We start from the raw sequence: 15963 nt of genomic DNA on the forward strand, positions 1-15963 counted from the left end.
GTTTTCCCCCATAATCTGTGCTGCCTCCAGCCCCTTGAACTTACACGTACTGAAATCACCACACCAGAGCAGGTATGGTTGTGTTTTATTGTTAGCCAGTCACAAAACCGCTCACTGGCAATCAATATCGAGGTGATCAAGGCCAATTCCATTTTGTTGGCTTCGATGTCTCACTGAGTAAGAATTTGCCAGATGCCTTGAAGTTTGAAGAGAAGGAAACGCTTGTTGGATAAAAATCACTCTGATAGAGTGAAGATAAGAACACAAAAACAGTACAACCAATGGCCTATACTTTTGTAACAAATATCATGATGAACATGCCTTCTCAGCGAATGCTGGGAGGGATGGGCTGCGTGTTCTAAATTAACTATTCACTGCATCACCATTCCTGAACATATTGTTGGAAAGGTGGTGCAACTAAGCCGAAATCGAGATCTCTTTCCGACTATTGTAATGGAATCAAAGGAGATTATACGATGAGCTTAAAGCAATCAATTGCCACTAAACCCTCACTATTACCTAAGCAATGTTTTATCACTACTCCTATTTTTTATGCCAATGGCGAGCCACATTTAGGGCATGCGTACTCCGGCATTATCGCTGACATATTTCACCGATTTTCTTTGCTCTTGGGATCGGAAAGTAGGCTAATCACGGGAACTGATGAACATGGGCAGAAAATTGCGCAGACTGCTTTATCCCGACAGCAATCGACACAAGAATTTGTAGACGCAACCTCGAAGACTTTTCAGGCCTTATGGCCGCAGTTGGCAATAGAACCCAATGTGTTTATCCGTACAACAGCAGAAGACCACCAAGCACATATTCAGGATATATGGACAACCTTAGAAAGCCAGAACGATATTTACCTTGGGCAATATTCGGGTGAGTATTGCGTAGCATGTGAACAATATTATCCACCACGAGAGCTCGTCGATAATCGCCTCTGTCCAGTACACAAACAACCCGTCGTTCAGGTCGAAGAACAAACTTATTTATTTCGCTTAGAAAAGTACCGCATAGCTTTATTAGAGTACTATCAAACACATCCAAACGTGATTGCGCCGCAACACTTTCAGAACACAATCATAGAGCAATTGAAGTCAGCGCCGCTGGCTGATTTATCAATTTCTCGAATCAACAACAAGTGGGGTATTCAGGTTCCAAGCCATCATCAGCATACTGTATACGTTTGGATTGATGCCTTATTTAGTTACATTACCGCTATACAACGTACAGGTGCGCAAAAGGCTGACATAGCCAATACTCAACACATTCTTGGTAAGGACATTCTGCTTTTCCATGCAGTGTACTGGCCCGCTTTTCTATTGGCTTTAAATCTCCCTCTACCGAAAAAGCTCATTGTGCATGGGTGGTGGACCATTGACGGTGAAAAGATTTCTAAGTCCAACCCTGAGACCACAGTCAACCCTAGTGTCTTTGCAAAGCAGCTAACCACTGATGGACTGCGTTATGCTCTGGTACGTCAAAAACCGCTTTATCGAGATGGTAACGTCGTCTTGGACGAATTCGCCGAGCTCATCAACGCAGATTTACTCAACACTCTGGCTAATTTGGTAAAACGGAATCACACTTTAATTGCTAAAGTTTTCGCTGGAAAAATAACTCTCGAAGAGGTCGGTCAACTGGACCTAGAGTGTGCGACATTCGTAGACCAGTTAACGCCATGCCTAAATGACATAGTTAATGCTTATCAAGACGGCGATCTCCACCAAGTAACCAAAGTTATGCTAGCGCTACTAGCGGAGTTGAACGGTTTTTTCCACCATCGTGCCCCTTGGCTTGTCGGCAAAGGGCAACCAGCGCATAAATCGAAGCAGACTTGTTTAGTGGTAACCAACTTTATACGCGAGTTAGCATGGTTATCGTCACCTATAATCCCCAAACTGAGCCAACGAATTATCGCTGAGTTGGGTGAGCAGCCATGCTCGGTATTGAGGCAGGGGAGGTTGGTTTTTGAAGGAGTAGCCGTTAAATCTGCGAATAGCCACTGGCAGCGAGTTGAGATTGCTTAATTATTTATTAATTGCCCGATAACAAAGGGCAATTCTTTTATAGTTCAATAAATAGCTCGGAGTCTTGCTTAATAAAAATGCCATAAATTTATATAATCGACAGCCATAAAGATGATTAATAATATAAATTTTTTTTCGTTTTTTTTTATTTGAATGTGCATTAAACACAATCCGATAAATTTAAATATTATTTATCGGATTAAATTTAAGTTTCAATTGGAATACATGTTTCGGTTAAGTACCATGCAGATTAAGAGGTTGTCTTGGCTTAGATAAAGTTGTTGGAACAAAATGCCAGTCTATTCAAACACAATGCCTATCAGATTAGTTACTCTGCTTAGTGTGTGAAGAATATCGAATAGATATAATAAACGTTTAAATTTGTAACAAATATTTAGAGCGGGAATAAACAGTGGAAGAGAGACGTCAGTTATTACGTAAAGGATTGAAAGCAGCCATATTTGGTATACCGCTGCTAGCAATAGGCTTAACAATTAATAGTTCAGTTCTGATGACCGATGCTGGTTATAGTTATGTGCATCAGAACAACCTCACTGGTGAGTTGGATGTGTTCACTGAGCCTGGTATTCATTTTCGGATGCCGTTTCTATCCAAAATCACCAGATACGACCAATTGGTCACGGTGTCATTTGGTAACAACAAAGGCGAAGACTTTTATCAACGTCTTGATTCGGTTCAGGTTCGCTTCGCTGATACCTATATCGGTGAGATACCCGTTACCTTCCGTTTTAAGCTCAGCAATGATCCTGAATCTGTCAAAAAAATGCACCGAGAGTTTCGCAACAATAACAATCTGATTGATGCACTGTTGGTAAAAAATGCGCGTAACGTGACTGTGATTACGGCCACTCAATATACGGGTGAAGAGTTTTTCCAAGGCGGTTTAAACCAGTTCAAATCTAAATTGGGTGACCAGCTACGTGAAGGTATTTACTTGACTGAACGTCGCCAGGTAGAAGTAGAACAGTTAGATCTTGCTCCTGTTGGCATCGATCAATCAAACGCGAACCAACTGCAACGGACTAACCAACTGGTTTGGAAGACGGTGCCTGTCTCCGATGATACAGGTCGCCCAATCCGTCAGGATAACCCATTGCAACAATATGGTATCCAAGTGACGCAGGTGACTATCGGTGATCCGCAGCCTGAAAAGCAACTTGATCAACTACTGGCAGACAAAAAGCGCTTAGTTGCCGATCGCATCCGTGCTATTCAGGAGCAAGAAACCTCGAAGGCGCAAGCAGAGACCGAGCAGTTGCGTAAAGAGATCCAGCGTACTCGTGAAGTCCAAGATGCTCAGCGTCGTAAAGAGCTTGCGATCATCGCACAGCAAAAAGAGGTTGAAGTGGCGAGGCAGATTGCAGAGCGTGAAATTGTTGAAGTAGAGAAAACCAAGCGACTCGCTGAGGTAGAAAAAGAGAAGGAGCTAGCAATAGCAGAAGCTAACCTAGCGATTCAAAAAGCCAATGCGTTGTCTGCAGAATTTGAAGCGAAAGCCATTCGTGAAAAAGGTCGTGCAGAAGCGGACGTGCTAAAAGCAAAATACTCAGCACTGGGTGCAAACCGAGAAGTCTACTTAGCAGAGTTGAACCGCGATGTGGCCAATTCTCTGTACAAGAATTTGCAAAACTTCCAAGTGCAGATGCCACAAAACTACATCGGCGGTGGTGCAGAAGCTGGCCTGAAAACCAACCTTGATGTGATTACGGGATTTGGTGCTCTTGGCTTAATGGAACAAACCAAAAAAGTCGCTCAACAATAAGGCGGTATGGGCTTAACGCTCTGAATGCCGTTTCAAAACAATCGAAAGGCTGATACTTGGTATCAGCCTTTTTTAGCTCACAAGTTTTTCTTTAACCATTTAATCGTATGATCACGCATATGGTTAGAAAAGTAATGCGATTCATCAGCTAATTTGAACTCAATTTCAGTATTATTGTTAGCGTACCTAGTTTTCAATTTTTCATAAAAATTCTGAGCGAAGTTGGCAGGAACCCAATCATCTTTCGCGCCATTTATGATTAACATAGGGCGATGTTCATTTTCTATGAGGTACAAACAAGGATCAATGTCTGCCATATACTGGATAGCTAGCTTCTCATCATCACTAAGGGGCTTTTTAACGGAATCGGTTTCTAAGGCAAATTTTTCCAAACCGACAAAATCAGGAGAACCAAGAATGGGCACTGCAACTTTAATCCGTTTGTTTTGGGTCAAAGAATAAAAGGTGGACATTGCCCCCATAGAGATCCCCACAACCGCAATCCTTGAGGGATCAATCCGACTATCTTCTTGATAGTGTTCAATGAGGGTATGGATATCATCTGAATTCTGCTTGATCACACCCACCATTCTTTTACTAAAGTCCGAATGAGCAGTCACGTTTTGAGCATTACCATCATCTCTTTCGCCGTGTTTATCTGCATCGAAACAGATAACAGAGTAACCTTGTAGGGCTAAGTTTAAAGCCAGATTAGAGCCCTCATATTTGTCGTTATTCCACCCATGACAGATGATGACCAAAGGATTATTTACCGACTCCTTTTGAGCGTAAAGAAGATATACAATCTCACCTATATGACTTTTTTCGACTAGAACATCTTGCATTAAAGTTCCTTCTATCTAGACCAGTCGTTTCTAAACATGATTAACCATCAGACTGCAGAAATTCGCTAACCGCCCTTATCTAGACCACTGGCATCAGAATGGATACCATTGCCGCAACCACGTTCTAGCTCTTGGATATTGTCTGCTCTTAACTACAATGAAAGCGATGGCATCAGTACTCTAGTTACAAATTAGCCTGACGACAATGATCTTTTTCATGGTGCGCAATGCTGCTAAAAGATCAAACTTGATCAAGCAATTTATTGAATTGTAAAGGCTATATCCATACATAAAATGTGATTTATTGCTCAAAAACACTTCATGTCATTGCGCAATCTATGTAATTTGCTATCATTTTTGAGAAAAAAGGTTTAAGTGGTCATTTTGTGCTGGTTTTTAGAGAGAAACTTAGGAAACAGTAGTGGATACAAACATATCTCAGTTACGCAAAGATTTTTACGCTCAAATAAGTGCGTTGCAAGCTTATTCTTTGCCACAAACTAAACCCACACTCTCTCTATTGACTGAGGAAGAGCTTGAAGTGCTTGAGGCACTTTGGATAGAGCTCTCCATGTGGAAGAAAAAACATAACCACTAGTCTTACTATTCGTCTATTTTCATAATCGACCTCGCGAATGCAATTCGACGAGGTTTTTTATTGTCTCAAAATTAAAATGTTATATTATAACAAAAAGGTGATCTGACCATTGATTTATAGACTATCAGTCCCCATAGTTAGTCACATAAGAGATTTCTAAAATGATAGAAATAGAAGATAGTAAGATTCAAGTGAGTAGGGATATGGCGCAAGTTAGAGCCAGAGTAGATTTTAAAGTCGGTAAAAACAGTGATATAGAAGCAGAGCTTCTCTCTTTCAAAGGACTCAAGACCGACAAAGAGCATGTAGCGGTTATTTTCAAACAAGCCGATAAGACTCAGTCCAGCCCCTTAGTTCGCTTACACTCAGAATGCCTGACAGGCGATGTGTTCCACTCTTCGCGATGTGATTGTGGTGAGCAACTAGATGAAACCATTAACAAAATGGCTCAATCCGGTGGCATTATTCTTTATTTGCGTCAGGAAGGTCGAGGCATCGGCTTGTATAACAAGATTGATGCATACAAGCTGCAAAGCGAAGGGATGAACACTTATGAAGCGAATAATCATCTTGGTTTTGGAGATGATCTGCGTGACTTCACTGAAGCGGCGCAGATGCTCAAGGCGTTAAACGTCGATAAGATTCGTTTGATTACCAACAACCCGAAAAAAATTCGTGAATTGAAAGCGCATGGTGTTGAAATTGAAGATACTGTCAATACCTCGGCACATATTAAAGACGGAAACGAAGGCTACCTGCAAGCTAAGGTATCTCACGGTAAGCACGACCTTAAGCTGTAACCTGTTGAATAATCTATTTTGATAAAAGCCTCACTTTTGTGAGGCTTTTTTGTATATCTCTTGCAAAAAAAATGTAAGTTTGTATTATTTGCGGCCATGAGTGCAAATGAGAATAATTAGCACTTATGATGCAGAATAATTATTAAGCTCAACAAGGATGCTTTTCAATGAATGTAAAATCACTTTTAGCGTGCTCGGTAGCAACTTCGTTTGCTATTGCGAGCAGCTCTGCGTTTGCTGCAAACGTGACAAAGGAGCAAGTCGTCGAGCACTACGCGGATGTAGCTCACGCTGTATTTGCTGATGCCCTAACGACAGCTAAGACACTAGACCAATCTATCGAATCTTTCCTTGCCGCTCCTTCCGCTGCGAAACTTGCTGAAGTAAAACAGGCTTGGATCGACTCTCGCGTACCATACCAACAGTCTGAAGTATTCCGTTTTGGTAACGCGATCGTTGACGATTGGGAAGGTCAGCTAAACGCTTGGCCACTTGACGAAGGGTTGATCGACTACGTTGCAGCAGACTATCAATACGAGCTTGGTAACGAAGGCGCCAGTGCAAATATCGTTGCCAACCAAAAACTGACAATTGGTGCTACTCAACTTGATGTGGCCCAACTGACGCCAGAAGCGATCGCTGATCTAAACGAAGTGGGTGGCTCTGAAGCTAACGTTGCATCAGGTTATCATGCGATTGAATTCCTACTATGGGGTCAAGACCTAAACGGCACTAACGCAGGTGCTGGTGAGCGTGCTTATACTGACTTTGTTGTCGGTAAAGGTTGTACTAATGGCAACTGTGACCGTCGTGGTGAGTACCTAAAAGCCGCTGCTGATCTACTTGTTCAAGATCTAGAGTGGATGGAGAAACAGTGGTCTTCAGATGCAAAAGGTAACTACCGTGAAGAACTTCTGAACGATTCTGCGGACAACGGCCTACGTAAAATGCTATTCGGCATGGGTTCTCTGTCGCTAGGTGAGCTTGCGGGTGAGCGTATGAAAGTCGCTCTAGAAGCCAACTCGACGGAAGATGAGCACGATTGTTTCTCTGACAACACGCACAACTCTCACTACTACAACGAGCAAGGTATCTATAACGTATACACTGGTCTGTACAAACGTGAAGACGGTACGCTTCTATCTGGTCCAAGCATCGCAGATCTCGTAGCTCAGAAAGACAAAACAGCCGCGAAGGAAATCCAAAACCAGTTTGATACAACGCGTTCTCAAGTTGGCCAACTGGTGACTTCGGCAGAGAAGAAAGGTCAGTACTTTGACCAGCTAATTGCCGCGGGTAATGCACAAGGTAACGCCCTAGTAAACGAGACAATCATGTCTCTAGTTGCTCAGACTGCGTCTATTGAACGTGCGGCGAAAATTGTTGGTATCAGCAGCCTGAACCCAGACACAGCTGACCACGAATTCTAAAAAACAATTAATTAATTTTAAGGGCTCTTAGTGAGCCCTTTTGCTGTTTCTATAACCACACTTTTAATGAGAATATTTCTTAATAAAGTGTTGGTGTTTTGCCCGAGAACTATTGGTATGAAGTCGTATAAAAAGTCCTTATTGGCCTCTGTGATGATGCTCAGTGCATCTGTTTCCGCATATGAAGTGAAATCAGGTGGAGGCACGGCAGTGAAGAAAGAAGGTGCCAACGCATTTTCTTTACCTGCGGGAAATCTTCCAATGACCAAGCGTCTGGATTTCAGTGTGGGTAACAGTTTTTTCCGCAATCCTTGGGTGCAAGCCCCTGCTTCGACGGATGCTCGTGATGGTTTGGGGCCTTTATTCAATACCAATGGTTGTCAAAATTGTCACATTAAAGATGGTCGGGGACATCCACCGGAAGAGAATGATATTCATGCGGTCTCTATGTTGGTTCGTTTGAGCATTCCTGCGATGACGCCCGAGCAGAAAAAAGCCTTCATTAAAGACGGAGTGATCCCTGAACCCACATATGGTGGTCAACTTCAAGACTTCTCACTTCAGGATCAAACTCCAGAAGGGCAGATCAGTATCACTTATTCAGACGTACCAGTGACATTTGCTGACGGAACAAAAGTCGTATTACGTAAGCCAAAGCTCAAAATTACTGATCTGGGTTATGGAGAGATGCATCCAGAGACTCAATTTTCGGCGCGCATCGCTCCACCAATGATTGGTCTGGGTTTATTAGAGAGTATTGCCGATGGAACGCTACAAGCTTGGGCGGATGAAAATGATGCCAATGGCGATGGTATTTCTGGCAAAGCCAATAAAGTATGGGATGTACAGAAGAATGATTTCGCCATTGGTCGCTTTGGCTGGAAGTCTGGGCAACCTACGCTGATGCAACAAAATGCTGCGGCTTTCAACGGTGATGTCGGCCTAACCAGCAACCTGTTCCCCAATGAGAACTGCACGTCAAAGCAATCGATTTGTGCTGAATTGCCAAACGGTGGAGCCCCAGAAGTCAGCGACAACATTCTTGAATTCGTTGAGTTCTATTCTCAGCATTTAGCCGTACCGATTCGTCGTAATATTAATGATCCGCAAGTTAAGCTCGGTCAGCGTTTATTTGCCAAAGCAGGTTGTGATAGCTGCCATAAGAGCGAAGTGAGAACTATGACAAGAGAAGGTTTACCAGCTCTGTCGAATCAGAAAATTCATCCCTACACCGATCTACTGCTTCATGATATGGGTGAGGGGTTAGCAGACAACAGGCCAGAGTATTTGGCGAATGGACGTGAGTGGCGAACTGCGCCATTATGGGGTATCGGTTATACAGAAGAAGTGAACGGCCATACCTATTTCCTTCATGATGGCCGAGCACGTAACCTGATGGAAGCGGTGTTGTGGCATGGCGGTGAAGCTGAGCCGGCGAAACAAACCGTTCTCAAGTTCAATCAAAAAGAGCGCGATGCATTGATCGCTTTCTTGAATTCATTGTAAGGAATCACGATGAAGATCTTTTCTTTATCAGCAATGGCTGCCTCGATGATGCTACTGGCGGGTTGTCAGTCAACTACCAGCCCAACGCCTATTGCCCAAAAAACCTCTCATCCTAGTCAGGGCGTTTACCAAGTAGAGTTTACAGCCGCGCATACTTTCTCAAATCAAGCTGACAAACTGGCCAACCTAATGGCCGTTTATTGTGCAGACCAAACAAAACTGCCGTCACTCAAATCGCAATGGCATCAAACCATGATGGCTTGGATGGCACTGCAAGGTCAGGAAAGAGGGCCTGAAAAAGCCCTTGAGCAAAGCTGGAATATACAGTTCTGGCCAGACAAGAAAAACACCACGGGTCGCAAAATGGCCGCTCTTACCGGCCAAGATCAAGCTTGGACGCAAGAGCAGATTTCGCAGCAGAGCGTAACGGTCCAAGGCCTAGGCTCGGTGGAATGGCTGTTGTATGATCAAGCCTCTTCTTTGAGCTCATCACACACTGCCTGCCAAACTGGTATTGCGATCACTGAAAACATTGCCCTCAATGCTCAGAGCATTGCCACGGCATGGCAGACGAACCCTTGGGTTGAACTGGACGAAAAAGCATGGACGTCTGAATACATTTCTCTGCTGTCGAATCAACTTGAATACAGTATGAAAAAACTCAGCCGTCCTTTGGCTAACTTTGGTAAACCAAGACCATATTTTGCCGAGTCTTGGCGCTCAGAAACGTCAATGCTTAACCTCAAAGCCAACATTGTAGGGATGCAGGCCTTGTACCTAGCAGAAGGCGATGGGCTGGATGCATTGCTGCGCAAGCGCGGGAAAGTGCAGCTCGCTGACAGCATCACCCAACAGTTTGATAGCGCCTTAGTCACATGGCCAACCGATGAAAGCTTGTTTGATATGTTGCAGACAAAGGAGGGGTATCGTAAAGCCTACGCTCAATATAATAAGTTGGAGCAGTTGAAGTACCTTATCCACGAAGAAGTGGCGATTGAGCTTGGTGTTGTAATAGGGTTTAACGCAACTGATGGTGACTGATAACACAAGAAGAAATCTCCTCAAAGCAGCACTGTTTGGCGCTGCTGCGCCTTTGCTACCTTTTGGTTGTGCAAGCACGTCAGAGAGAGTGGACCAGCCATCACTGATAGGTTGTTCTTTATATGGCCGAGACAAATACTCGGTTGTGGTCGCGGATGAGCTTGGTTATCCGATAAGGCAGGTACCTCTTCCGGCAAGGGGGCACGGCGTTGCGACAAACTCGCAACTCAACCATGCGGTGGCGTTTGCTCGTCGGCCTGGTACGTTTTTCGTGGTATTTGACTACCTGACTGGTGAAGTGATCAAATCTTCTGCTGCCAGTTCAAATCGTCATTATTACGGTCATGGCGTGTACTCAAACGACGGAAAATGGCTGTACGCAACGGAGGGAGAACGTGGCACCAGTCGAGGCATTATTGGCGTTTATGATGTACTGGCTGGATATGACAAGGTCGCAGAATTTACTCACTTTGGCCTTGGCCCTCATGAAGTGATTGCTATGCCCGATGGTTCACTGGCCATTGGTGTTGGCGGTGTGCATACCAATGGCAGACAACCGCTCAATATAGCGACCATGAAACCTAGCCTGAGCTATTTGGACTCCAACGGTGAGCTAACGGAACAGGTGTCTTTACCCGATCACCATTTGAGTATTCGACATCTCGCGCATGACGGCGACAAAACCGTGCTATGTGGTCAGCAGTATCGTGGTGAGCCGGACGAATACCCCTCTCTTTTAGCCATGCATACCCAAGGTGGTCAAATGATCCCACTAGAAGCGGAGCCGGAACAGTGGGCAAGATTCAATCATTACATTGCGAGTATAGCGGCAACTGAAGAGTGGATCTTAGCGACATCACCTCGCGGAAACTGCTACGGAATCTGGTCTAAACAAACCGGAAAAATGGTCGAATTGGCTTCTTTGCCAGACGCTTCTGGTGTCGTTGTGCAAAACGGTTTTTTCCGAGTGAGCTCGGGGGCTGGCGGCGTGATCACTCAATATTCACCACAAGAGAAGAAAAAAAATCAGTCGGGAATTCAATGGGATAACCACTGGTCTATGATTTCTTAGCCTACTGCATTGTAAAGCTTGGGAAAATTAATATTCTCATCAACATTTCATCCTAGCCTCTTATTTCTCTGCCATACTTTGATCTCAGGCGACTAGAGTGGAGAGTAAGATGGCTAGACTTAACCCCCTTCTATTACTGCTGATCATGATTCCTCTACCGACTTGGGCCAGTAGCTACTTTGAGCGTATTGGTTGGTTGGAGACAGGTAGTCACGTCCTTCGAGTGCTGCAATACCCTCAAGATGTTGAACAAATTTATCAGCGCAATAACAATCAGTTGATCTGGTTTGATCTTCAACAAAGTTCTCGTCTTGAATTCCAACTCGAAATCATCACTAGTGCGGGATTCAGCCCACTGTTTGCTCGTCAGTTGAGGTACCTTGAGTACTATCGAAAAAGTAATCGCTGGCATGAATATGACCTTCTCGCAACGGACACTTTGCTGCTTTACATTAGCTACGCTGAGCAAGCCAGAGTGCTGGGCTACTATTGGTTTTTCGAATCCAAGCTTTACAAACCGTTACCAAGGTTGACTCAGTCAGATTTGATTGCGGTTTCCGTTGCCGTTGAGTATCAGCAGCTCAGCGAACTCATCGAAGTTTATACCCCTGACAGTGACGACTACCAGAAGCTCATTGACAGCTATTTGCATGTGGTCAAGTTTGAAGAGCTGAATCTTCCTAAATACAAACAACAAGGGTTGAGGCAAGTAGGAGATTCTCTTAAAAATAAAGAGGTATTGTTAGTCAGAATGGAAATGGTGGACGTCGACCTATCTAATGTTAGGCGAGATATTGATTGGTATGACGTGACATTGGAAGCGGGGGTCAGGCAGTTTCAGCAGCTCCATGGCTTAACGCAAGACGGGGTGATTGGCCCTGACACGATTCGGTGGTTAAACACTCCTCCAACTAAGCGGCTGTCTATCTTAGCTCTCAATGCAGAGCGGAGCCGATTGTGGCCCATTGAACATGACACCATCATAGTCGTGAATGTACCGGGTTTTGAAATGAAATACTGGTATTCAGGTCAGGAGGTGTTTGAATCTAAGGTGGTGGTTGGACGAAGAGCGAGACCCACGCCTATGATGACCATCAACTTAGACTCGCTCATTCTCAATCCGACATGGAATGTTCCATGGAAAATCATGGTTGAAGACATCATTCCCAAAGTAAAAGAGGACCCGGAGTATTTGATCAGACAGAATATTACGATTGTGCCTAAGTGGGGTTCAAAAGAGCAGATCAACCCGGAAGATATTGATTGGCCTAATATGCGGCCGAGTGCGTTTCCCTATCGGATGACGCAGCTATCAGGCGATAAAAATGCCTTGGGTTTGTACAAGTTTAACACACCAAACCGGCGTGCTATCTTCCTCCACGATACACCGAGTAAAAACTTGTTTGATGAAGCAAGTCGAGCGTTCAGTTCGGGCTGTATTCGTGTCGAACACGCCGATCAATTTGCTTCTCTTCTTCTAGAGAGTCAGGGGCTGGATATGTCGACCTTAGAACAAGAGGAGATCGCCGCAAACAAAGCGATTCCGCTCAAACAGCAAGTCCCGGTACATATCATTTATCAGACGGCATGGTCAGAAGGCGGCAAGGTCCATTACCGGGAAGATATTTACCGCTGGGATCGGTTTAGTTACGGCAAAGGGTGACTCTGAACAAAAAATAACATTTCCACACAACAATGTTTTTTATTAATAAGGTCAAGCATTAAGCAAAAATCAACGCTCAAATCCTTTGAATGAGCACGGTTTATGCATTTGCACTTCATATTAGAGTTAGGTAGTGTCCCCGTTCGACACGTTTCCATTAACGATTTTATGAAGGCTTTTTCCTGTGGATTTTTCTCGTAGAGACTTTATCAAATTAGCTGGTAGTGGTTTAGTAGTAGCCAGCTGTACCCCCTCTGTCGCGTTTGCTTCTCTTCCGGACCAACCTAGAGCATTGGCATTTAACAACCTTCACACAGGAGAGGCGTTAGAATCGTGTTACTTTGACGGTCGAGATTATGTAGCGAATGAACTGGGTCGTATCGACAATATTTGTCGCGATTTCCGCCGTAATGAAGTTCACAAGATGGACAAGTTCCTCTTCGACCAGATCTCCTTGATTCAATCTCAACTGGGGGTGGATGCAGAAGTGCAGATCATTTCAGGCTATCGTTCTCCAAAGACTAACGAAGTACTGCGTGCTAAGTCGAGTGGGGTGGCCAAGAAGAGCTACCATATGCTGGGACAGGCGATAGACTTTCGGCTCGAAGGTGTAGATCTTAAAAAGGTCCGTGATGCCGCTATTGAACTTCAAGCGGGAGGCGTCGGCTATTATCCGAGAAGTCACTTTGTTCACATTGATACCGGACCAGTTCGTCGCTGGTAGACGAGATTATGTAACACAAGGTTGTCAAAAACCTTACCAAATGTCATAGTTTCGCCAGTTTAGATATTCAGTAAGGTTTCAATATGTCTCTGAAGTACCAAGTGGTGCCCGTCACTTCTTTTTCACAAAACTGCTCTATCGTGTGGTGTGACGAAACTATGGAAGGTGTCGTGGTCGATCCAGGTGGTGATGTAAAACAACTGGCCGCTCTGATCAAAGAGCTGGGTATTAAAGTCACCAACTTGGTACTAACCCATGGCCATTTGGATCATGTTGGTGGCACGGAGTCTTTGTCTGCTGAGTTGGGTGGCATTGAAATTGTTGGGCCACACAAAGATGATAACTTCTGGCTTCAGGGTTTGGCTGGGCAGAGTCAGATGTTTGGCTTTCCACTCACTGAAGCGTTCGAGCCGCAAAAATGGTTGAATGATGGTGATACGGTAGAGTTTGGTAAGCAAGTCTTTAATGTCTACCACACCCCAGGGCATACGCCGGGTCACGTGGTGTTATTCAGTGAAGAAGCGAAACTGGCCTTTGTTGGTGACGTTTTGTTTAATGGATCGGTTGGGCGTACTGATTTTCCTAAGGGGGATTTCGACACCTTGATTCATTCAATCAAAACCAAACTTTGGCCGCTTGGAAATGATGTTCGATTTGTGCCGGGCCATGGCCCTGAATCCACTTTTGGCAGAGAGCGTGCATCCAATCCATTTGTGGCCGATGAAATGCCGCTTTACTAACCACTGAAAAGGTCGCCTCGCGCGACCTTTTCTTATGCTATCTTCCATTCCATTATTGGTGTTCTTCTTCAGGCTCTGCAGCGGCAAGATAGCGTCTTGCTAGCCCGACAAATTCTTCGGCAGAACGGTCTAGGTCATGTGCAGAAATGAAGATATCATAATCAAAGTAACTTCTCTGATAGCGCATTCTGTTGGCCAACATTGCTTGCAACCCTGAATACTGTTCGCCTTGCGTGTTGGTATAGGGTTTAGAGTCCAATACTATGTCCTCAAATTGGGTGCCTTGTTGCTTCTGCTTAGCGCCAAGATACAGCAAGGCTCTTTGACTTAGCAGGATCTCAGTGGTGATTCGTGGGCAAATGCTATCAAGATAGGGTGAATAGTGTTTGAGTTTAATGCCGATCCAAGGCAGAGGTTGCTGCCAACCTTCCTGATCGTAATGGCAAATGCCAATTTTGCTGACATTGCTCCACTTAACAACCCAGCCCCCTTTGAATAAGTGCTGTTGGAAATGAGTGGCAGTCAGGGTATAGGCGACCTTGCTCTTGAGAAACATCAGATAGCCAAAACCGAGCAATGACAAAATGGTGATTAGAGTTAACACCGCTTGCTGAAAATCAGGTGAAAACATCACGATTGAAATCAGTACAATGGATGCAATAGTCGCAATCAGTTTAGCGATCGGTGACGAGAGCCGAATCGGTTGATTAGTGAGATGTAAAGTCTGCATTTACGACTCCCTGACGATGACCTAAACCTCTGTTTATATATTCAGTAGTTATGAAAAGGATCATAATAGGTACTGATTAAATTGTAGTCTGATGACAGCATATCACGCATTTTTGCTCGATAAAGCCCCTCGTACCCTGTAAATAGCTGCAAATTTTTGGTATAAATCGCGCTTCAAATTTTCACCACTGCTCCGTATGCAGTGAAATGGAGAGAAACTCGATGAGACTTGCTCATAAGCGTAAAGTGCAGATGAAATTGCAAAAACGCGTCAAGGCAACAGTTGCAAATGTAGAAGCAACAAAGAAAGCTAAGCCTGTAGTTGAGAAAAAAGTAGCTGTAGCACCAGCAGCGGAGAAAGTTGTCACGGCTAAAGAAGTTAGCGTTGCACTGACTCCTAAGCAGCAACAAGTATTAGATATTGTTGTTGCAAATGCAGAAGGCATTAACCCGAAAGGCATCGGCCTTGCAGCAGGTCAAGAAGAAGCAAAAGCGGCTTCATGGGCCACGGGCGCGCTGAAAAAACTACTAGAAGAAAACCTAGTGGCAAAAGAGCAGTTAGCAGGCAATAAAGTTATCTACAAAGCCGTTTAATCGATCCTGTTAGCGACTTCTTTTCAACGACAGTCGATTCTGCCGTTTGAATAAATTAGAAAAACCTCGACGTTATGTCGGGGTTTTTCTCGTTTAAGGACTGAGAGGAACTTATTTACCGTCACATCTATCAATATTTAATATTTGTCACAATTATAAAATCTTTCTCCGTATCCACACGCCGCATTGTTCCCTACGTATTATTCAATAAATCGTGACGATTCAATAAACCATAACTCTATGATTAAAAGAGACTTAAAGCATTTTTACCATTTTTCCTACGTATAAATACGTATTTTTTAAATGGTGGCAGGTTTGAGTTTGTTAATTTTTATCCGTGTTCGCGCTGATTTCCAATTCGCCGTAGATAAACCACTCTGTAATGGAACAGAAAGTAATTGG

The 15963-nt window shown here is 44.1% G+C and carries 14 protein-coding genes; 12 read left to right on the forward strand and 2 right to left on the reverse strand.

The genetic code is table 11. The features are described from left to right. Positions 1-476: 476 nt before the first annotated feature. The gene (locus tag TW84_RS11440) at positions 477-2036 is read left to right on the forward strand and encodes a methionine--tRNA ligase (RefSeq protein WP_052707917.1); all 1560 of its coding nucleotides are present in this window, start codon (positions 477-479) and stop codon (positions 2034-2036) included. Positions 2037-2448: 412 nt separating this feature from the next. Then, positions 2449-3819, forward strand: coding sequence for an SPFH domain-containing protein (locus TW84_RS11445; protein WP_045975770.1), 1371 nt, complete (start codon positions 2449-2451; stop codon positions 3817-3819). Positions 3820-3896: 77 nt separating this feature from the next. On the opposite strand, the gene TW84_RS11450 is transcribed toward TW84_RS11445, so the two are convergent. Then, on the reverse strand, positions 3897-4664 hold the full coding sequence (locus tag TW84_RS11450) for an alpha/beta hydrolase family protein (RefSeq protein WP_045975771.1): 768 nt from the start codon (positions 4662-4664) through the stop codon (positions 3897-3899). Between the two features lie 421 nt (positions 4665-5085). Here TW84_RS11450 and TW84_RS24870 point away from each other — a divergent pair, with 421 nt between their 5' ends. The 9 genes from TW84_RS24870 (at position 5086) to TW84_RS11495 (ending at position 14238) form a co-directional block, all read left to right on the forward strand. After that, positions 5086-5262, forward strand: a complete 177-nt coding sequence (locus TW84_RS24870; RefSeq protein WP_045975772.1) for a hypothetical protein — start codon at positions 5086-5088, stop codon at positions 5260-5262. A 161-nt stretch (positions 5263-5423) separates the two neighbouring features. Beyond that, on the forward strand, positions 5424-6062 hold the full coding sequence (locus tag TW84_RS11460; RefSeq protein WP_045975773.1) for a GTP cyclohydrolase II: 639 nt from the start codon (positions 5424-5426) through the stop codon (positions 6060-6062). Between the two features lie 167 nt (positions 6063-6229). Next, positions 6230-7492 carry an imelysin family protein gene (locus TW84_RS11465; RefSeq protein WP_045975774.1) on the forward strand — a complete coding sequence of 421 codons (1263 nt, stop codon included), beginning with the start codon at positions 6230-6232 and terminating at the stop codon, positions 7490-7492. Between the two features lie 117 nt (positions 7493-7609). Continuing rightward, on the forward strand, positions 7610-8998 hold the full coding sequence (locus tag TW84_RS11470) for a di-heme oxidoreductase family protein (RefSeq protein ID WP_045975775.1): 1389 nt from the start codon (positions 7610-7612) through the stop codon (positions 8996-8998). A 9-nt stretch (positions 8999-9007) separates the two neighbouring features. After that, positions 9008-10039 carry an imelysin family protein gene (locus TW84_RS11475; protein WP_045975776.1) on the forward strand — a complete coding sequence of 344 codons (1032 nt, stop codon included), beginning with the start codon at positions 9008-9010 and terminating at the stop codon, positions 10037-10039. After that, entirely contained in the window at positions 10029-11111 is a 1083-nt protein-coding gene (locus TW84_RS11480) for a DUF1513 domain-containing protein (RefSeq protein WP_045975777.1), read from the forward strand. The genes TW84_RS11475 and TW84_RS11480 overlap by 11 nt, the downstream gene beginning before the upstream one ends. Positions 11112-11220: 109 nt before the next feature. Continuing rightward, the gene (locus tag TW84_RS11485) at positions 11221-12774 is read left to right on the forward strand and encodes a L,D-transpeptidase family protein (RefSeq protein WP_045975778.1); all 1554 of its coding nucleotides are present in this window, start codon (positions 11221-11223) and stop codon (positions 12772-12774) included. Positions 12775-12958: 184 nt separating this feature from the next. Beyond that, on the forward strand, positions 12959-13498 hold the full coding sequence (mepK, locus tag TW84_RS11490; RefSeq protein WP_045975779.1) for a peptidoglycan L,D-endopeptidase MepK: 540 nt from the start codon (positions 12959-12961) through the stop codon (positions 13496-13498). 83 nt (positions 13499-13581) lie between these two features. Further along, entirely contained in the window at positions 13582-14238 is a 657-nt protein-coding gene (locus tag TW84_RS11495; protein ID WP_045975780.1) for an MBL fold metallo-hydrolase, read from the forward strand. Positions 14239-14290: 52 nt separating this feature from the next. Here TW84_RS11495 and TW84_RS11500 read toward each other — a convergent pair whose 3' ends face one another. Continuing rightward, positions 14291-14968: a DUF2982 domain-containing protein gene (locus TW84_RS11500; protein WP_045975781.1), complete on the reverse strand. Its 678-nt coding sequence runs from the start codon at positions 14966-14968 to the stop codon at positions 14291-14293. Between the two features lie 221 nt (positions 14969-15189). On the opposite strand from TW84_RS11500, the gene TW84_RS11505 reads away from it, so the two are divergent. Further along, positions 15190-15561, forward strand: a complete 372-nt coding sequence (locus TW84_RS11505) for a hypothetical protein (protein ID WP_045975782.1) — start codon at positions 15190-15192, stop codon at positions 15559-15561. Positions 15562-15963 lie beyond the last annotated feature (402 nt).

The organism is Vibrio neptunius, assembly GCF_000967495.1.
Lineage (GTDB): Bacteria > Pseudomonadota > Gammaproteobacteria > Enterobacterales > Vibrionaceae > Vibrio > Vibrio neptunius.